Here is a 20,892-nt window from a genome sequence, read left to right as displayed (position 1 = left end):
TTCGCTTTCAAATGATCGGAATCCTTTAGGTGGGAGGAGAAGGATGGCAGAACACGATTTCCCTGCCCGAAATATGGCTAACCGGGGAAAAGAAATTCGAAAAGAGTGGTTTCATTATACTATATTGGAAGCAAAACAAATTTAAACTTTTCATAGAAAAATATTTAAAAATTGTTAAATACGGTGGACAGGGAGAGCCATCACATGATATATTCTACAGGAATTGACATAAAAACAGAAAATGGTTTCTTTTTTTCATAACAAAAATATTTGTAAACCGCTTGATATCCAGGAGGGGTCGAATGAGTAAGCAAGCTGTAACTGGTTACCCTCTGTCCCATCCCCAGAAGCGAATCTGGTACATAGAAAAGCTTTACCCTGGAACACCGGTGCATAATATTGGCGGTGTGGTCAGAATCAAGGGCCGTGTCGATTTTTCACTGCTGGAAGAAGCGATCCATTTATTCATTCAAAAAAATGAGGGGATCCGGTTACAACTGAAAGAGGAAAAAGGCTCTGTTTCACAGTATGTGCAACCTTTTCAACGGAGTCCGCTTCGCAGGATTTGTTTTTCCTCCAGTGAAGATCCGGAAGGGGAAATGAATCGGTGGGCGGAAGGGGAGTTTCAGCGGAGATTCCCGTTGTATGATCAACCGTTGTATGATTTTGCGATCCTTCAGTTGGGGGCTGAAGAGAGCGCTTATTTTATTAAACTTCACCATTTGGTGTCAGATGGTTGGACGATTCTGCTCTTGACTGATCAAATCCATGACTTTTACATGAAGTTGCAGAAGAATGAGCCGATCCGTGAAGAGCCTGCATTCACCTATATGGATTATTTGCAAAAAGAACAAACCTATCTCCGCTCCCATCGGTGCCGGAAGGATAAAAATTTTTGGAATCGGAAGTTTTCGGTTTTGCCGGAACGTTTTTTACATAAAAGTTCAGAGGATTTATCCGGGAAACGCAGACGGTTTCAGTTGGACGGGGACCGGTCCCGAACGATTCGCCGGTTTGCCGAAGCGAATGGCTGTTCATTGAACACGCTGTTTGTCAGCTTGATGCTTCTCTATCTGAATAAGGTGACTCAAGAAAACGACCTTATTCTGGGGATTCCCGTGTTAAACCGATCAGGAGTGAAAGAAAAAAAGATGGTGGGCATGTTCACCAGCACCATGCCTTTCCGTGCCTCCTTGGATGATAATCAAGCGCCTGAGGAGTTGATCCGGCAAGTCAACAGGGATTTGATGCAGTGTTTTCTCCATCAGAAATATCCGTATGATTTGCTGGTACAGGATCTGGAGCTGAACCAAAAAGGATACGACCAACTCTTTCAAGTTTGTGTCAATTACTACAATACAAAGTTAATCGACGAGATAGACGGCATGTCTATGGAAAATGTGGAGTTCTACAACGGATCCCAGATCTACTCCTTGCAATTGGTGGTCAAGGAATGGTCCAACACGGGGAGAATCGATCTTTACTACGATTACAAGCGAAAGGATTATACGGATTCTGACATTGAGCGAATGCATGATCATATGATGCATCTGTTGGAGCAGATGCTCGGGAACCCCCGGCAGAGTATCAGGGATTTACAGCTTCTCACCGAAGGCGAGCAGAAGCGGTACCTGTATGAGCTGAATCGGACGGAAGCGGATTATCCCAAAGATCAAGTAATTCAACAACTGTTTGAGGAACAGGTCGCACGTACACCGGATCGTATTGCGGTGGAGTCCGGAGCGGAGAGGTTGACCTATCGGCAACTCGACCGCCGATCCAACCAGTTGGCCCGACTTCTCCGTGCCAAAGGCGTAGGGCGCGATGGAGTTGTCGGCTTGTTGGCCCGGCATTCACCGGATATGGTCGCGGCCATCCTGGCGGTGATCAAGGCTGGAGGGGCCTATGTGCCGATCGATCCGGAGTATCCGGATGAACGGATTCAATTCATCTTGGAGGACAGCCGGACCTCCGTTTTATTGACCAATCTTCCTCTGCCCGCTGACGTTTCCTTTTCCGGCGACGTGATACGTTTTGATGATCCCGGGGTGTACACAGGAGATTCGTCAACCCTGGAGTTGATCAATCAACCGGCGGATCTTGTTTATATGATCTATACTTCCGGATCCACGGGTCTTCCCAAAGGAACGCAAATCGAACACCAGGGGCTGGTCAACTATATCTGGTGGGCTCGTACATCCTATGTCAAGGGAACGGACGACGCGTTCGCCCTGTATTCATCGATCGCTTTCGACCTCACCGTCACCTCCATCTTCACTCCCTTGATCAGCGGGGTGAAAGTGGTGGTCTATGCGGAGGATGGCGAAAGTTTTGTGCTCCGTAAAATTCTGAACGACAAAAAGGCGACTGTGGTCAAGCTGACTCCGGCCCATCTCTCCCTTCTGAGTGAGGAGGAATTGAAGGATGCGACTGTGAGAAGGTTCATCGTCGGCGGGGATGATTTGAAAACGTCCCTCGCCCGGAAGATTGACCGTGCATCCGGTGGAAGAATGGAGGTTTTTAATGAATACGGGCCCACCGAGACGGTGGTTGGATGTATGATTCACCGTTTCAACCGGGAGCAGGATACCCGTTCATCGGTATCTCTCGGTTTTCCGATTCAAAATGTGCAAATTTACCTCCTCGATCCGCAGTGGCAGCCGGTACCTGCCGGTACGGCCGGTGAAATCTATATCTCCGGTGACGGGGTAGCCAGAGGATATTGGAACCGGCCCGAATTGCAACGGGAGCGGTTTGTGGAAAATCCCTTCATACCGGGCCGACGAATGTATAAAACCGGAGATTTGGCGGTACGTCTTCCCAATGATGAACTCGAATATATCGGACGGAGTGATTTTCAAGTCAAGATCCGGGGTTACCGCATTGAATTGGGGGAGATTGAGAGTCAACTTTTGTCATACGATGGGATTACCGATGCGGTGGTTATCGACAGGAAGGATGAGCAGGGGAAAAAGCAGCTGGTTGCCTATATCGTGGGGAGGCAGGCCTGCAATGCCTTTGAGTTGCGCCGTTATCTGTCCGGAAGACTGCCGTCCTATATGATTCCGGCATCTTTTGTCTCCCTGGATGCCTTGCCGCTTTCTCCCAATGGGAAGGTGGATCGTAACGCTTTACCGTCTCCGGAGTCGCAGGAAGGGCAACTGGAAGCAAAAGTGCATTCGGATGAGGAGCTGGAGGCTGTCTTGATCCGGGTGATCGCGGAGACACTGGGTGTCACGCAGGTGAAGGCCGATGATAACTTTTATCTGCTGGGCGGGGATTCCATTAAGGCGATTCAGATCGTTTCCAAACTGCAGGAGCATGGGTTTCACCTGAAAACGAAGGATGTTTTAACTTATCCCGTCATCCGGGAACTGGGGGCCGTGGTTGAACGGCGGCGGCAAAGAGTCGAACAACCGCAAGTCCCGGTTGAAGGCTATGTGAAGAGAACGCCGATTTCGGCTTGGTTTTTTGCCCAGCGGTTTACTCATCCGCACCATTGGCATCAATCCCTGTTGTTGGATCTGAAGCGGCCGCTTGACCCCGGTGATTTATCCCGGATGATGGATCGCTTGATCCGCCATCATGACAGTCTCCGGTTGCGGTATGACCCGGCGGAAGGGAAACTCTTTTACCATTCGGATATGTTGGATGAGGGGGCGCCGGTCACGGTTTATGACCTTTCCTCCCTTACGGAGGAAGAGCAAAAGCGGGAAGTGGAGCGAATCGGGGAAGAAGTCAAGAAACAAACCGATTTGGAGAAGGGCCCCCTGTTTCAAGCTGTCTTGTTTCAACAGGGTTCTCAGGGACAGCGTCTGTTGTTGACCGCCCACCACCTGTTGGTGGACGGGGTTTCCTGGCGAGTGATCATGGAGGACTTGGCGATGCTGTGGCAGGGAATCCGAAAGGGAGAGCCGTTGCATTTGCCGAGTAAAACCCGTTCCTTCCAGGATTTCGCCGAAGCTCTCGAAGCCTATGGCCGATCCAGGATGATTCAGGAAGAGATCCCCTACTGGCAGACGGCTGTCGAGAAGATTACAACGGCTTTTCCCCCGGATGATCATCAGGGAGCGGAGACCGTTGCGGATGGGATGACGGTCTCCCGGGAGCTTGGTGAAGAAAGGACGAAAAATCTGCTGGGACCGGCGCATCGAGCGTACCATACGCAACCCAATGATCTGTTGCTGACCGCCTTGGCCCGGACTTGTCAAATATTGACCGGTCAAAACAGCGTATCGATGGAACTGGAGGGTCACGGTCGCGAGGCGGTGACAGAGGATTTGGACGTATCCCGGACAGTGGGCTGGTTTACCGCCATGTTCCCAGTCACACTCCACATGGACTCCGGTCATTTGGCCGGTCACATTAAGTCCGTGAAAGAACAATTGCGCCGGGTTCCAAATAAAGGGATCGGATACGGCCTGCTCGCCGATCTGAATCAAAGGGTTCCGACCCACCCTCGGCCGGATCTGCGGTTCAATTACCTAGGGGAGGTGGACGCTTCCCCGTTTCCCGATTTTGAACCCTTCCTCTTCCAAGCCGGGCGGGAGTCTTTCCCGGGCAATCAGCTGTCCACGCGGATGGAAGTGATCGCCTTTGTAAAGGAGAAAAAACTGCGTTTAACGGTCCGATTCAGCCGGCATAAGTACCGTCGCGAAACGATGGAGCGCTTTATGGACGTCTATATGGAGCAGATCGATACGATGATCAACCATTGTTGCGGGAAAGGGGAAACCGAATTCACCCCGTCAGATTTTGACGCGGCGACAGTCACCCTGGACGAGCTGGATGCCTTGTTTGAAAAGTGAAGGAATGATGGAAGCGATGAAACAAGTGAAGGCGATTTTCACCCTCCTTTGTATCGGATCGTTGTTCACCTTTTTCCCGGAAATGCCGGCCGCTTGGGCGGCCGGGGATTCCCTTCCGGTGAATCAGATGGAGCAGATCGTCAAGAAACGGATGGATGAAGGGAAAATCCCGGGCATGGCAGTGGTCGTCGTCCGGGATGATCAGGTGGATTATAAAAAAGGATTCGGCTACGCGGATCGAAGGGCTCAGCGACCGGTCACCCCTTCCACGCTGTTCGAAATCGGTTCGACCACCAAAGCTTTTACTGGACTCGCTGTTCTGCAATTGGAAAAGCAGGGGCTCATCCGTCTTCAGGATCCGGTCAGCCGGTATTTGCCCTGGTTTCACCTGCATTACAAAGGAAAAAAACAGCCGATCACCATCGAGCAATTGCTTCATCATACCAGCGGTATTCCTTTTGAATCCATCGGCCGCATTCCGGCCGGTTCCGGTGAGGATGCACTGGAGAACACGGTGCGCACTCTGGTTGGCGGCGAACTGAAGCACCCGCCGGGGAAAAAATATCATTACGCCACCATCAACTACGATGTTTTGGGTCTGATCATTCAGCAGGTGACGGGACAACCCTATGAAACCTATATGCGAAAACAGGTTATTCAACCTCTGGGTCTCCGGCATACATATGTCGGTCGTCAGGATGGCGGATACAGGGAGCCTTTGGCACAGGGGTACAAAATCGGCTTTTTAGGCCCCAGGTTGTACAAGGCGCCGACCTATCGCGGAAACACACCTGCCGGCTATATCATCACCAATGCGGATGACGTCGCACAGTGGCTGAAGGTTCAGTTAAAAACTGAAAGAACGAAGATTGATCAAAAGTTGATCGATGATTCCCATCGACCGGACCGCAGTGTCAGGCCCTCTGATGACGGTGCGTTTTATGGGGCCGGGTGGATGGTTCGTCCGGGAGACAACGGCGAGTTGTTCCATGGGGGATCCAACCCCAACTACTCTTCCTTCTTCATTGTCCGGCCGGAGGATCGGATGGCCGTCGGGATCCTGGCCAATCTGAATTCTGCCCATGCCCACTCGGCGGCGAGGGAGATCATGAACGCGGTCACCGGTGCCCGGGAATCGCCGGAGCTGTCTGACTCGTTCCAACCCGTGGATAAGGCGGCAGTGGGAATCTTGTCCGTCCTAGCGCCAATCCTGTTGCTCGTCATCATTGGGGCCGGGATGCGGGTACGACGCATCGTTCAGGGCAAACGAAGGTTTGTTCGTCTTGATCGGAAACGGACGGTGTTTCTGGGTCTTGCGGCAGGTTTGTCCGTGCTCTTTTTCCTGAGCATCTACAACGCCCCGAAAGTCCTGTTCCAGGGTTTGCCTTGGGATTTTGTCAAAGTGTGGGGGCCTTCATCCGTCATGGTTGCGGTCGGAACCGTTCTTTTCCTGGGGAGCGCCTGTTTCTTCTATACTCTCCTCACCCTGTTGACGGTTCAAGCAGATGATCATACAGCTGTTGATCCGGGCAAAGGCCAGATCCGTTCCGGATGAGGTGACCTATCGGAAAACGAGCGGGGGAGGTGGCAGGCGTAGATCTTTGGTACTTCCCTGAGTGAAAACGTCGCACGCTGGAAATCGGCGTTCAGCTACTTTCGGCGATTGACTAGACACGCTCTGGAAGGAAAAAGCCCCTTTTCGAGAGGGTTGGGTTCCACACGGAGTCAACGAAGTTGCCTCAAGGGGCAGGAGGAGTGGTTGGATGGTGACTCAAAAGCAAATAGCCGGGATTGAACCTTTTAACGATCTCTTCTACAAGAGTTGCTTTTTCAATTCATACTTCCCGATTGTTCGCCACTATGGTAAAGAGATTCATCATTATTTGCTCAATGACCTGATTGTTTACGATGCCGGGAAAATGAAGCGGGAAGGATTGCCGGACATGGCTTATATTCCTGTTGTGGAACCGGAGCGAATCATGGAGGGACAAGGTATACAGGCGCTTCGGAAATCCAAAAGCGACGACCTTGTCGGCGATCTGAAAACCGATTTACAGGCTGACCGCCCGGTAATCATCTGGGTGGACCCCTATTTCGAAGCGATTCGAGACGATACTTACCGAAAGCATCACGGACGGCATTCGCTGTTGATATACGGCTTTGACGATCCGGGCGAGACCTTTTTCATCGTCGAACATCGCCATCGCGACAATCTATCTTATGAAAAGCAAACCATTCGCTATAAAGAATTGATAGATGCCTATGAAGGATACCATGACTCCTTTCGACCGGGATCGGACTTTTCGAGTTATACGGCCTTTGATTATGACTCGCTATGCGGCAGTGAAACCGATGGCTTTCAAGGGAAGCGCCTGGAGGATTTTGTTAGAAAAATGGGTGAGAATTACGGCCCGATTGCCGAGGGATTGGATCAGCTGAAGGTGTATATCCGGTCTCTGGAAGGGGCAGCGACGGCCCCGGAAAGGCTGTCTTCTGATCATGAGGCTGTTTTAAAGGGCCTGAATCGGATTCTGAATGCCAAACAGGTGGATCGATACCGGTTGGCCGCTTTCATGGAGGCGGGTTCATCGCCCCTGCGGCTGATGGATACCATCATCGAACATTGGACTTTTGTACGGAGAACGACAGCCAAACAATTCTTCTCGGGCATTTTCCGGCCAGATGCTTTTGCGGAGACGATCCGGAAGCTGAACGAGCTGTATCGATTGGAACAGGAGTTTTGGCGATTATTATTTCAACCCTTTGGTTTGCGTCCCGACATGAAAACATCCGAGGGTGAGAATATTGGATAAAATCAAGCTGTTTTGTTTTCCTTATGCAGGCGGCTCCAGTGTCATTTATAACCGCTGGCGTCCATGGATCGACAGACGGATTGAGCTGCACCCTGTGGAATTGCCGGGTCGGGGAAGAAGGTTTGCCGAACCACTCTGCCGACAAATCGATCCGTTGACCGAGGACATTTACAACCGGATCCAGGGAGAACTTGACGGGACTCCATTCTCTTTATTCGGGCATAGCATGGGAGCTTTACTCATTTATGAGGTGATCCGCAAGATCCGGGCGGAGAAGGGAGAAGAGCCTGTACACGCTTTTTTCTCCGGCCGTTTTCCGCCTCACGTCAGGGACGGGAAGGTTTACCACAAACTGCCGGATGAGTCGTTTAAGAAGGCGATTTTGGCTTTGGGCGGTACACCGAGGGAATTTATCGAAAATCGTGAGATGATCAAGCTCTTCCTGCCGGTGTTGCGTGCGGATTTTCAGGTGTTGGAAACGTATGTTTTTCAAGAGAGCGAGCCGATGGATCGTGATATCTCCATCCTTTATGGACAAGAGGATACCGATACCCCTGTCGGTGATTTAAACGAATGGCAGCGTTATACAAAAGGAAATTGCCGTTTTTACGATTATCCGGGGGGACACTTTTTTATCAACGAGCAGACGGAATCCATTGTCAGGATGATCAACCGGACCTTGTGTCCGGTCGCATCCATCGTCGGGAGAGGAGAGGGAACATGAATATTCAAACGATCGCCGTGGTTGGAGCGGGTGTGATGGGAACCGATGTTGCGCTGGATCTTGCCTGTTACGGGTACAACGTCATCTTGAAAGATATCGATTCGGAGGCGATGGACCGGGCCCGAAAAAAAATCAGCAACGATTTCAAACTGGTCAAGATGGTCAAAAAGGATGTGAAGTCCCGAACCCTGGAGGATGTATGGGGTCAAATCTCCTTTACGTCCGATTATGACAGGTTTGGCGAAGCCGACTTTGTGATTGAGAACATTACGGAGGATTGGGAAGCCAAGCGGAAAGTCTATCGGGAACTGCGCGAGGTTTGTTCGCCGGATACGCTGTATGCCGTTAACACCAGTTGCATTTCGATCACCAAGGTCGGTTCTTTGATGCCGGATCCCGAGAAAGTGATTGGAATGCACTTCATGAATCCGGTGCCCGTCAAAGAATTGGTCGAGGTGATCCGAGGGGAGCACACCTCGGATGAGACCGTCGACGTTTCGCGGCATTTTCTCGAGTCATTCAAAAAGGTGCCTGTCATTGTCAATGATTTTCCCGGCTTTGTCACCAACCGTGTGTTGATGCTCACTATTAACGAATGTATCTGGAGCGTACAGGATGGAGTAGCTGAGCCCGCGGATGTGGATAAGATTTTCCGGTTGGGTTTTGGGCACAAGATGGGACCCTTGGCAACGGCTGACCTGATCGGTCTGGATACGATACACCACTCACTTCTGGTTTTATATGACAGCTACAAAGATCCCAAATTCAGACCCTGCCCGCTGCTGGTGAAAATGGTGGATGCCGGATACCTGGGAAAGAAGTCGGGAAAAGGCTTCTTTCAATACCATCTTTGAGGGGAGGCCGGCTGAATGAAAAAGGAGTTTAAGTGTGTGATCTGGGACCTGGATGACACTTTGTGGGACGGTACGTTGATGGAGTCGGACCGGGTAGTTCTGAAAGAGTCTGTCAGAGAGATTCTGGAGGAACTCGATTCCCGGGGCATTCTTCTCTCCATCGCCAGCCGCAACAATTACGAAGACGCTATGCACAAGTTGCAGGAGTTCGGAATCGATCATTTCTTTCTGTATCCGGAAATCAATTGGAACGCCAAATCCAGTACGGTGGGGAAAATCCAGAAAAAACTCAATATCGGGATGGATACAATTCTCTTTATCGACGATCAGGAATTTGAACGGGATGAGGTGCAAAGCGCACACCCTGAAATCACCTGTATGGATGCCGGCGAGTATTTGAAGCTGTTGGATGATTCACGGCTTCAACCCCAGTTTATCACGGAAGACTCAAAAAGGCGCCGGCTGATGTATCTGGAGGAGTCACAGCGCAAAAAGGATGAAGAAGCGTTTGACGGTCCGTCAGACGCCTTCCTCGCCACTCTCAACATGAAATTCATCATCAGTGAGGCGCGGGAAGAAGATTTGAAGCGGGCTGAGGAGCTGACCGTGCGCACCAATCAGCTGAATGCGACCGGTCGCACCTATGATTATGAAGAGCTGGATGCTTTTCGCCAATCGGACAACTACCGGTTGCTGGTCTGTGAACTGGTCGATAAATACGGTTCTTACGGAAAGATCGGTCTCGCTTTGATCGAAAAGACCCGGACCCATTGGCATCTCCGATTGCTTCTCATGTCTTGCCGCGTGATGTCCCGGGGAGTGGGTACGGTGTTCCTCTCTTATATCATGCAAGAGGCCAAAGGGAAGAGCAAGAAGCTGTTGGCGGATTTCAAGCGAACGGACCGCAACCGAATGATGTATGTCACCTACCGCTTTGCCAATTTCCAGGAAGTATCCGCCGATGAAACCGGGCAAATCCTGTTTGAAAATGATTTGAGCCGGATTCAGCCCTTTCCCCCTCATATAGAAGTTTGTACGCCGCAAAAACAGGTTCACGGTGGATAATCAATCGCAAAGGGGAGTCGACCGGATGGAACTTCAAGCAAAAGTGAGATCGTATATCGAGAACAATTTGGTTGTTTTTGAAGAGAATGTTCAGTTTTCCGACGATGACAATATTTTTGAACGGGGCTTTGTCAATTCTTTGTTCGCTATGAAGCTGTTGAACTACATCGAACAAGATTTTGGCATTACCGTGGATAACGAGGACCTTGATATCGCCAACTTCAGTACGGTCAACAACATTGTCAGCTTAATCGAAAAAAAGCGCTCAGGGGTTTCTTGATATGAATACGAAAACCCGTTCCATCGAGGCATATCGCCGGCAGTTGGTGGAGGAAGCGCATGTCTTTGCCGATCGGGAGATTCGACCCTTTGCCGCCGATTTTGACGAGAGAGGACAGCTGTCCAAGGACTTAATCGGAAAGATGGCGGAAAGGGGCTATCTTTCAGCCAGTTTTCCTGAACGGTATGGCGGTCTCGCTCTGGATCCGGTTCACTACGGACTCTTCACGGAGGTCATCGGCAAAGCGTGCTGCAATGTTCGTACGCTGATCACGGTGAATACGTCGTTGATCGGGGAGACGCTTTTAAGGTATGGAACCGAGGAACAAAAAAACGAATGGTTGCCGAAGATCGCTTCCGGCGAGAAGGTGGGAGCCTTTGCCTTGTCGGAACCCCTGGTGGGATCCGATGCCAAAAATGTGCAGACCGCCTATCGCCGGGAAGGCAACAAATATGTTTTGAACGGAAAGAAAAAGTGGATTTCTTTCGGTGACCTTGCGGACTTTTTTATCGTCATCGCCGGGGATCGCGGGCAAGTGACCGCTTTTCTCGTGGAACGGACACAAGGGGATATCACCAGCACTCCGATCCAGGGGATGATGGCGAATCGCGCCTCCCATATCGCAGAAATTGAATTCAAGAATGTCGAAGTTCCGGCGGAGAATGTATTAGGGCCGGTGGGCGGCGGTTTTGCCTACATTGTTTCCACCGCCCTTGACCACGGTCGGTACAGCATCGCCTGGGCCGGCGTTGCCATCGCACAAGAGGCGGTGAATGCGATGGTGGCCTATGCCAGGACCCGAAGCCAATTCGGGGAAAGATTGCACCAGCATCAGCTGATTAAAGGAATGATCGGGGATTCGATCACACAACTCCACGCAGCGCGTGCGCTCTGCCGAAAAGCGGGGGAGCTCCGCCGCGATCGTGATGCAGAGGCGGTGATCGAGACTTCCATCGCCAAGTATTTCGCATCGAAGGCGGCTATGCAATTGGCGACGGACAATGTACAGATTCACGGAGGAAACGGTATCAGCAACCAATACCCGGCGGAACGTTTGTTTCGAGAAGCAAAGGTCCTGGAGATCATTGAGGGGACTTCGCAATTGCAACAACAGATGATCTCCGACTACGGACTGCAAAAGTATTTCGTGAAAAGACCGAACCTGTCGGAAGAAAGGAGCGGTCACTGATATGAACCAGGCGCCCAAACTGGACAAGTCCAATGTGGAAGACATTGTGGGACTGACCCCGGTCCAGGAGGGAATGTTGTTCCATTATCTGATGGACGGGGAAGGACAACCGTACTTTGAACAATTGTGGTTGGAGATCCGTCAGCCGATCGATCGCTCCTTGTTTGAACAAGCTTGGTCTGTTGTCGTGGAGAGCAACGAGATTTTGCGGACGGTTTTTCGCTGGGAACAGGTATCCCAACCGATACAAGTGATTCTCAAGCGGCACAGGGTGGATGTGCGTCATGACGACGGTTCGGGACGCACGGAGGATGAAAGTCAACTGCGGGCGGAACTTCGGAAAAGGGATCGGGAGGAACCGTTTAACCTGCATGAAGTTCCGTTCCGTGTCACCCTGTACAAGGTGCATGAATCCAAATTCTTTCTCCTTATCAGCTTCCATCATATTCTGCTTGACGGTTGGAGCACTGGAATCATACTCAAAGAATTTTTGCAGGCCTATACCGATCTCGCCTCGGGTACTTCCATCGCCCCTTTGCAAAAACCGAAGTTCAAGTCCTTTGTCAAACGGATCCGGCAACAGGACAAAGGCCGGCAGGAATCCTTTTGGCGGGAGTATCTGGACGGCTGGGAAGCCGAGGAACGGTTTCCATTACCAAAAAAGTGGGTCAAAACACCACCCCGGATGGAAAAGTATCGATTGGCCCTGTCTCCGGAACAAACCGAGGCGCTGAAAACATATGCCAAAAAAAACCAAGTGACTTTGGCTTCTCTGTTTTATAGTGCGTGGGGCCTTCTGCTTCAAAATTATGCGGATCGGGACGATATTCTTTTCGGTACGACTGTATCCGGAAGAAATGCGGAAATCAGAGGTATCGAAAAGATGGCCGGTCTGTTCATCAATACCCTGCCGCTGCGTGTGAAAGCGGACGGAAAGAGAAAGGTTCTCGATCTTGTCCGTGAAATCAACCGGTCCATTCAGGAGAGGGAGGAGTACGACCACACCCCTCTGGTGGACATCAAGACCTACGGCGGGATTCCCAATGATCAGGATCCATTCGATACGCTTGTCGTCATGGAGAATTATCCTTTGGACCGAATGCTCTTCGATTCGACAAGCGCATTAACCATTGGCGATTATTCCATGACGGAACAGACGAATTATGATCTGACCGTCAGTGTTAAAACCTTTGGCAACATGGAGCTGTCCCTGATCTTCAACTCAGCCGTCATCGAAGGGGCCGCGGTTGAATCCTGCGCCGATCATCTGCGCCGTATCCTCGAAGATATAGTCGCGCGCCCCGGAGCTTCCGTTGGCGAGATCTGCATGCTGGGGGAACAAGAAAAGAAGTTTCAACTGGAACAGTTTAATGCGACGCATGAGAAGTACCCGAAAGAAAAAACCGTGGTGGAACTCTTTGAAGCACAAGCGGAACAGACTCCCCGTCTGCCGGCGGTAAAGTGCGGTGATGAGGTTCTTACCTACAGCGAGTTGAATCAAAAGGCCAACCAACTGGCCCGGGTTTTGCGCCGGAAAGGGGTCGTCCCCGATGCATGTGTCGGTATTTTGGCCGACCGCTCCGTCGAGATGGTGGTCGCTTGTCTGGGCGTACTCAAGGCGGGCGGTGCTTATTTGCCGATTGACACCGATTACCCCCGGGAACGGGTGCGGTATCTTTTACAGGACAGCGGCGCGGAGATTCTTTTAACCCAACAGCATGTAAAAACAAAGGATGTGTTTACCGGTACCCGTCTATTCCTGGATGATCCGGCGTTGTACCGGGGTGATGGCGCCAACCTGGACATCGTACACCGTCCGGAGCACTTGGTTTATACCATTTATACATCCGGGACGACCGGCCAACCCAAAGGCGTGATGATCGAACATCGCGGTCTGGTCAATTATCTCTGCTGGGCGGCCAAACAGTATGTCCGGGGAGAGAAGGTGAACTTTCCATTATACACGTCTCTCTCTTTTGATCTGACCGTCACTTCCCTTTTTACACCGCTGATTACCGGTAACACGATTGTGGTGTACCCGGGATCCAGCAAAGAAATACTCATTGAGCGGATTGTCCGGGACAATAAAGTGGGGGTTGTCAAACTGACCCCGTCCCATTTGAAGCTGATTCAGCACATGGAGATTCGCAACTCGTCCATCAAGCGCCTCATCCTGGGCGGGGAACCATTGGAGTCCGCCCTGGCGGGCAAGATTGTGGAGAAGTTCGGGGGCCGGGTGGAGATCTGCAACGAATACGGTCCGACGGAAACCGTCGTCGGATGTATGTATCACCGGTTCAACCCCCGGAAAGATACGGCACCTTCCGTACCGATCGGTGTTCCCGCGGCTAATGTGGAAATCTACATTCTCGACCGCAACCAAAATCCCTTGCCCCCCGGCGCTGTCGGTGAATTGTACATAGCCGGGGACGGTGTGGCCCGGGGTTACATGGGGCGATCGGAGTTAACGGCGGAAAAATTTGTTCCCCATCCGTTCCGGCCGGAACGCCGGATGTATAAAACCGGAGATCTGGCCCGTTTTTTGCCTGATGGGATCATCGAATTTATCGGACGGATGGACGAACAGATCAAGCTGAGAGGGTATCGCATCGAAAAAGGGGAGATCGAAAGCCGGCTCCGCGACCATCCGGCCATTCAAGAGGCTGTGGCGGTTTTGCGGCGGGATGATTGGCGCGAGCCTTTTCTGACGGCTTACTACGTGGCACAGAAAGAGTTCAGTGTGACGGAATTGCGGGATGATCTGCTGCAGACATTACCGGAGTATATGATACCGTCTCACTTTATCCCGCTGGAAAAGATCCCTTTAACCGCCAACGGCAAGTTGGACAAAGAAGCCTTGCCGAAGATCCCGGGGGATCGTCCCCGGCAGGTTGCGGAGTATGTAACACCGCAGACTGATATGGAACGGGTAATTTCGGAAGTGTGGAAGTCGGTGCTCGGTCTCGAGCAGGTCGGCGTTGATGACAAGTTTTTTGAGGTGGGGGGCCATTCGCTCAACCTGATTCAAGTGAACAACCAGCTGAAGGAGAAAACCGGTCGGGAGATTCCTATCGTCGAGATGTTCAATCACCCCACGATCCGCAGTTTGGCCCAATATTTGACCGATGAAAAGAAATCGGCTCCCCCTGCAAGATCCCGAGCGGGCCGGCCCGAGGCACGGAACAGGCCCTGTCCGGATGACAGCCGTGATATCGCTGTGATCGGTATGTCCGCCCGGTTTCCCGGAGCCCGAAATGTGGGTGAATTTTGGGAGAACCTGAAAAACGGTGAGGAATCCATCTCGTTTTTCAGCGATGAAGAGTTGGTCGAGAGCGGAATCGATCCCGATCTGATCAAACAGCCCAACTACGTCAAAGCCAAAGGGACGCTTCAGGACGTGGAGGCGTTTGACCCGGCGTTTTTCGGTTATTCACCCGCCCAGGCCGAGGTGATGGACCCGCAGATTCGTCTCCTTCACGAATGCGCGTGGCAGGCGTTGGAAGATGCCGGCTATGTTGCTGAACAATTTGATGGGCGTATCGGTCTGTTCGCGGGGTCCACATCTAACTACCACTGGATCAAACGGCTTGCCGGACATTTGAATCAAAGTCTGTCGGAGCAATTTGAGCTCGGTTCTTTAAATGATACGTACAGCGTCAGTACGCGTATTGCCCACAAGTTGAATCTGAATGGACCGGCTATCAGCTTACAAACGGCCTGTTCCACTTCTCTGGTCGCTGTCCATCTGGCTTGCCAGTCCCTTTTGAACGGCGAATCCGACTTGGCGCTGGCGGGTGGTGCCTCCATCCTCCTTCCCTTAAAAGCAGGCTATCTTTATCAAGAAGGCATGGTGAAATCGCCGGACGGCCATTGCCGAGCCTTTGACGCCAAAGCCCGGGGGACGATCGGCGGAGACGGCGTTGGATTTGTCGTATTGAAACCGCTGGCTCAGGCACTGGCGGACGGGGACGAGATCGAAGCGGTGATCAAGGGGTCGGACATCAATAATGATGGAAACCGAAAGGTCGGGTATACCGCCCCGAGTGTAGAGGGACAAGTTGAAGTGATTCGCGGATCGCTGGAGCAGGCCCGAGTGGAACCGGAAAGCATCACTTATGTGGAGACCCACGGTTCCGGAACGCAACTTGGGGATCCGATTGAGATCGAGGCGTTGAACAAAGCATGGAGTGTGGAAAAAAAGGGTTATTGTCCGATCGGTTCCGTGAAAACGAACATCGGCCATCTGGATGCGGCGGCTGGAGTTGCCGGATTGATCAAAGCCGTACTCGCTTTAAAACATCGGCAAATTCCGCCGAGCCTGCACTTTGAGAGTCCGAATCCCGATATCGATTTTGACAACAGTCCTTTTTATGTCAACACTGGGTTGACTCCTTGGGAAAAAGGTTCCTTTCCCCGGCGTGCGGCGGTCAATTCCTTCGGGATGGGCGGTACCAACGCCAATGTCATTTTGGAAGAGGCACCGAAAAAGGAACGACAGGGACAACCGAGACCGTGGAATCTCCTGACGCTTTCCGCACGGACGTCATCGGGGCTGGAGCGAATGACCGAGGAATTGTACACCTATTTAGAACAACATCCGGAAAGGGATCTGGCCGATATCGCTTATACCCTGCAGGTGGGGCGTAAGGATTTCAACCATAAACGGATGCTGGTGGCGGGCGACCGGCAGGATGCGCTCGAAGCGCTCCAACCGACGGAACAAGAGGATCAACCATCTCCGGATGATCGCAGAGACTGCACCTTTGTCTCTGCCGAGGATGAATCGCCCCGTGTGGTCTTTATGTTCTCCGGTCAAGGCAATCAGTACATCCATATGGGACGGGACCTCTATCGTGAGGAACCTGATTTTCGTGCCGAGATGGACCATTGTTTCGACCTGTTCCGCTCCGTGACGGGAACCGATCTGAAAGAGATCCTGTACCCGGAGGAACCATCGGAAGCGGCGGCGGAACTCTTGAAACGGACAGAGTATGCTCAACCGGCTGTATTCATCGTGGAGTATGCGTTGGCCCGCCTGTTTATGAAATGGGGCATCCAACCCCACGCTATGATCGGTTACAGTTTCGGGGAACTGGTGGCCGCCTGTCTGGCCGATGTCTTTTCATTAAAAGACGGGATCCGGATGATTGCCGCCCGGGGCAAGGCGATGCAACAGTCGCCCGCAGGAGCCATGTTGAGCGTACCTTTGCCGGAGGAAGAATTACGTCCCCACCTCTCCCCCGGGGTATCCCTGGCGGTGGTGAATCGTTCTTCCTGCATTGTTTCCGGTACCGTGGAGGCGATTGCGGCCTTTGAACGGAAAATGAAGGATCACAAGTATCTGTGCATGCGCCTGAGCGGATCTCTTGCCGCCCACTCCGCGGTGATGGATTCGGCTGCGGCCGCTTTTTCCTCTGTGGCCCGCAAGGTGACCTACCGCGAGCCGGGGATTCCGTATCCTTCCAATCTTACGGGTACGTGGGTCCGAGGGGAAGAAGCCACCGATCCGGATTATTGGGTGCGCCACATGACGGAAACCGTCCGTTTTGCTGAAGGCATCGACCGGTTAACAGCGGAACCGAACACCGTTTTCCTCGAAATCGGACCGGGGCGGGATTTAAGTGTACTCGTCCAACGTTCCCTGGACCAGGCACGCAGCCAGTATGCGCTCCATTTGTTGCGAAGTCCGCTGTACAGTCAATCCGATACCCGTTTCTTGCTTCAAAAGGTCGGTTGGTTATGGCTTTACGGTGTGAAAGTGGATTGGGAGGCTTTCCAAGCGGAACGGAAACCTTGCCGGACCTCTCTTCCGACGTATCCGTTTGAGAGACAGCGTTTTTGGGTGGAAGATGCCTCTTCACCGCCGTCGAATGAAAGTCACCTCCCTCTGACCGTGGAACAGCGTTTGGCCAAAGGGAAACGTCCGAATATCGCCGATTGGTTTTATCTGCCGGTTTGGAAGAAGGAGCCGATCGGGTTTGTGTCTGCCCCGGGGTCCGGTTCCCCCCTTCATTGGCTGGTATTTTATCAAGAATCGAGGGTTGCGGATAAACTTCTCCAGCGTTTGCGTCACGAGGGTCATTCCATCACGGTCGTTCGAGCGGGGGAACGGTTCTCATCAGCCGGGGAGGATATCTATACCATCAACCCGAGGGAGCCCGACGATTACCATCGATTACTCGCCGACCTTCGCGAACGGGGTGTCGCTTTCGATCAAATCCTGCACCTCTGGGGGTTGCAAAAGCCGAATGCTCGGATCCCGCGCATCGAACAGACACAATCGATGCAGGATACAGGCTTTTACAGCCTGCTCTATCTGGCTCAAGGATTGAAGAAACAGGGCGTGCACCGGAATCTGCATCTATCTGTGGTCACCTGCAATATGCAATCCGTCGCCGGTGAACCTCACCTCCATCCGGAAAAAGCAACGGTGTTGGGCCCCTGTTTGGTTCTCGCGCAAGAGAATCCGAACATCCGGTGCCGCAATATCGACCTTACCTTGCCGCAAGCAGGGGAATGGCAGGAAGAAAAGGTGGCGGATCAAGTCCTTTCGGAATGGCGGGCCGATCGGGACGACATCCAAGTCTGCTACCGGGACCACCAACGTTATGTACGGACTTATGAGCCTTATCGGGTGGAAGAGCCCCCTGTCGAGAAAGCGGGGTTGCGCCGGAAAGGGGTCTATCTGATCACCGGGGGACTCGGATATATCGGGCTAGTTTTGGCTGAATATCTTGCCAGAACCGTCCAAGCCCGGCTGGTGTTGGTGGGGCGTTCTCCCTTCCCGCCGCGGGAGGAGTGGGAGGCATGGCTGAAAACCCATGATCCCGAAGAGCGCATCAGCCGCAAGATTCAAAAACTGCAGGAGTTGGAATCCCTGGGTGCCGAGGTGTTGATCGGGCAGGCGGATGTGCAGGATCCGGAACAGATGCATTCGGTGTTTCAAAGAGCGGAGCAGGCCTTTGGAACGGTACACGGCGTTATTTATGCAGCGGGGGTGACAGGGGAGGAATCCTTCCGCATCGCGGAACAGTCGGACCGCGCGTTTTGTGAGAACCATTTCCAAGCCAAAGTCTACGGGCTGTACGTCCTGGAGGAAGTGTTGGAAAACCGTTCCCTCGATTTTTGCCTGTTAACCTCTTCTTTGTCGCCGGTTTTGGGGGGACTTGGTTTTTCCGCCTACGCCGCCGCCAACCTGTTTCTCGATGCATTTGTACATCGGCACAACCGAACGCATCCCGTCCCTTGGGTCAGTGTCAACTTTGACGGTTGGCAGTTTGAAGAGGAAGACAGGCCATCAAACGCCCCTGTGGGAAAATCGCTGGAACAGTTTTTGATCACTCCGGAAGAAGGGGCCGAGGTCTTCCGGCGAGCGATCGCTCTTCCCGCCGTGGATCAGATGATTGCGTCCACAGGGGACCTGCAGGCAAGGATCGATAAATATGTAAAACGGGAAGCACCGAAGGAGACGTCGAACCGGACCCGACGAACGCCTAAAAGTCGGGGTTCCCGGAATGAAGCCGGGATGAGCGTCCTGGAACAAACCTTGGTCAGGATCTGGGAGGACTTTTTCGGGATGGAACCCTTGGGGCGTCAGGATGACTTTTTCGATCTAGGCGGGGATTCCTTAAGAGCGATCACCATGATTTCGAAGATCCATCAGGAGCTGGATGTGGAAATTGCCTTACCGGACTTTTTTAAGATGCCGACGATTGAACAGCTGGCCGCTCACATCCGGAATACGGAAAAGAAAACCTATCCGGCCATCGAGCCGGCCCCGAAACGGGAGTATTACGAGCTGTCCTCTGCACAAAAACGGCTCTATCTCATGCAACAGATGGACCCCGGGCACACCGGCTACAACGAGATCACCGTCGGTTATCTGGAAGGTACACTGGATCGGAAACGCTTTGAGGAGACCTTTCAAAAGATGATCCAGCGTCATGAAAGCTTGCGCACTTCGTTTCAATCGGTGGAAGGAACCCCTGTTCAGGTGATTCATGACAAGGTGGACTTTGCTGTTGAATATTACGATGTTTCCACCCCGGATGGCGATGGGAACGGAAACGCCGAGGCCCATGCCAAAGCCCGACAGATCGTGCGGGAGTTTGTCCAGCCTTTTGACCTGGCATGTCCCCCCCTGTTGCGGGCGGGTCTGATCAAAGTGGAGGAAAACGGACATGTCTTGATGCTGGATATGCATCATATCATTTCCGACGGTTTGTCCCAGGATATTTTCGTCCATGACTTTATGTCCCTGTATGAAGGGCATTCACTGCCGGAGCTGAAGTTACAGTACAAAGACTTCTCAGAATGGCAAAACCGGTTGTTTCAGACGGCGATCAAGGAACAGGGCCTCTACTGGCAGTCCCGGATGAAAAACTTACCCACGCTTCAACTGCCCGCCGATTTCTCTCGGCCGGCGGTGAAAAGCTTTGCCGGCAGCCGCTTGGATTTTGCGATTTCCGCCGATGAAACCCAGGCCTTAAAAACGTTGGCGTCGGAAGAAGATGCGACCTTGTTCATGGTCTTGCTGGCTGTCTATAACACCTTGCTCTATAAATTGAGCGGGCAGGAGGACATCATTGTCGGTGTTCCGATTACCGGAAGACAACATGCCGATTTGCAACCGATCATCGGTATTTTCGTCAATATGTTGGCGATGCGCAATCAGCCCTTCGGTGACAGGACCTTTCGCCAATTTCTCCGGGAGGTAAAGGAGCATTCCTTACAAGCCTTTGCCAATCAGGATTATCAATTTGAAGAATTGGTGCAAGAGCTGGCCCTGGAGCGTGATGTCAGCCGCAACCCGATTTTCGATGTCGCTTTTGCATTGCAGAATATGGACTCGCCGACGTTGGAGATCGATGGGTTGACCTTGCGGGCTTATGAATATGAAACCACGGTTTCGCGTTTTGACCTTTTGTGGATGGCTTCGGAGAAAGATGGTCAGTTGATCTCTACGTTTGAATACAGTTCCAAGCTGTTCAAACGGGAGACCATCGAACGGTTTGTCGGCTATTTGAGAGAAATTGTGACAGCCGTCATCCGGGACAGAGATGTCAAGTTGGGGGATATCATCATGTCTCACGACTTGGTGGATCCGACAGGTCATACATGGAAAGACCTGAACGATTTCGGGTTTTGATCTGTTGAAAA

9 protein-coding genes are annotated in these 20,892 nt (G+C 52.2%); all 9 read left to right on the top strand.

From position 1 onward, the window contains the following. Positions 1-302: 302 nt before the first annotated feature. The 9 genes from CHM34_RS04840 to CHM34_RS04800 all read left to right on the top strand — a co-directional run bounded on the left by CHM34_RS04840 (position 303) and on the right by CHM34_RS04800 (position 20,881). The gene (locus CHM34_RS04840; RefSeq protein WP_094263442.1) at positions 303-4,808 is read left to right on the top strand and encodes a non-ribosomal peptide synthetase; all 4,506 of its coding nucleotides are present in this window, start codon (positions 303-305) and stop codon (positions 4,806-4,808) included. Continuing rightward, on the top strand, positions 4,789-6,363 hold the full coding sequence (locus tag CHM34_RS04835) for a serine hydrolase domain-containing protein (RefSeq protein ID WP_094263441.1): 1,575 nt from the start codon (positions 4,789-4,791) through the stop codon (positions 6,361-6,363). The genes CHM34_RS04840 and CHM34_RS04835 overlap by 20 nt, the downstream gene beginning before the upstream one ends. Positions 6,364-6,571: 208 nt before the next feature. Further along, on the top strand, positions 6,572-7,621 hold the full coding sequence (locus tag CHM34_RS04830; RefSeq protein ID WP_094263440.1) for a BtrH N-terminal domain-containing protein: 1,050 nt from the start codon (positions 6,572-6,574) through the stop codon (positions 7,619-7,621). Next, positions 7,614-8,345: a thioesterase II family protein gene (locus CHM34_RS04825; RefSeq protein WP_094263439.1), complete on the top strand. Its 732-nt coding sequence runs from the start codon at positions 7,614-7,616 to the stop codon at positions 8,343-8,345. The genes CHM34_RS04830 and CHM34_RS04825 overlap by 8 nt, the downstream gene beginning before the upstream one ends. Continuing rightward, the gene (locus tag CHM34_RS04820) at positions 8,342-9,199 is read left to right on the top strand and encodes a 3-hydroxyacyl-CoA dehydrogenase family protein (protein ID WP_094263438.1); all 858 of its coding nucleotides are present in this window, start codon (positions 8,342-8,344) and stop codon (positions 9,197-9,199) included. Before CHM34_RS04825 ends, CHM34_RS04820 begins: the two co-directional genes overlap by 4 nt. Before the next feature lie 15 nt (positions 9,200-9,214). Continuing rightward, positions 9,215-10,264 (top strand): HAD-IIIC family phosphatase, encoded by a 1,050-nt coding sequence (locus tag CHM34_RS04815; protein ID WP_094263437.1) that lies wholly within the window; start codon positions 9,215-9,217, stop codon positions 10,262-10,264. A gap of 25 nt (positions 10,265-10,289) precedes the next feature. Further along, positions 10,290-10,544, top strand: a complete 255-nt coding sequence (locus CHM34_RS04810; protein WP_094263436.1) for an acyl carrier protein — start codon at positions 10,290-10,292, stop codon at positions 10,542-10,544. Position 10,545: 1 nt separating this feature from the next. Next, positions 10,546-11,733, top strand: coding sequence for an acyl-CoA dehydrogenase family protein (locus CHM34_RS04805; RefSeq protein WP_094263435.1), 1,188 nt, complete (start codon positions 10,546-10,548; stop codon positions 11,731-11,733). A 1-nt stretch (position 11,734) separates the two neighbouring features. Then, on the top strand, positions 11,735-20,881 hold the full coding sequence (locus tag CHM34_RS04800) for a hybrid non-ribosomal peptide synthetase/type I polyketide synthase (protein WP_094263434.1): 9,147 nt from the start codon (positions 11,735-11,737) through the stop codon (positions 20,879-20,881). The last annotated feature ends 11 nt before the right edge of the window (positions 20,882-20,892 follow it).

The organism is Paludifilum halophilum, from assembly GCF_002245355.1.
Lineage (GTDB): Bacteria > Bacillota > Bacilli > Thermoactinomycetales > DSM-45169 > Paludifilum > Paludifilum halophilum.
Note: the sequence above shows the minus strand (reverse complement) of the source record. Positions and strands in the feature narration are given on the sequence as shown.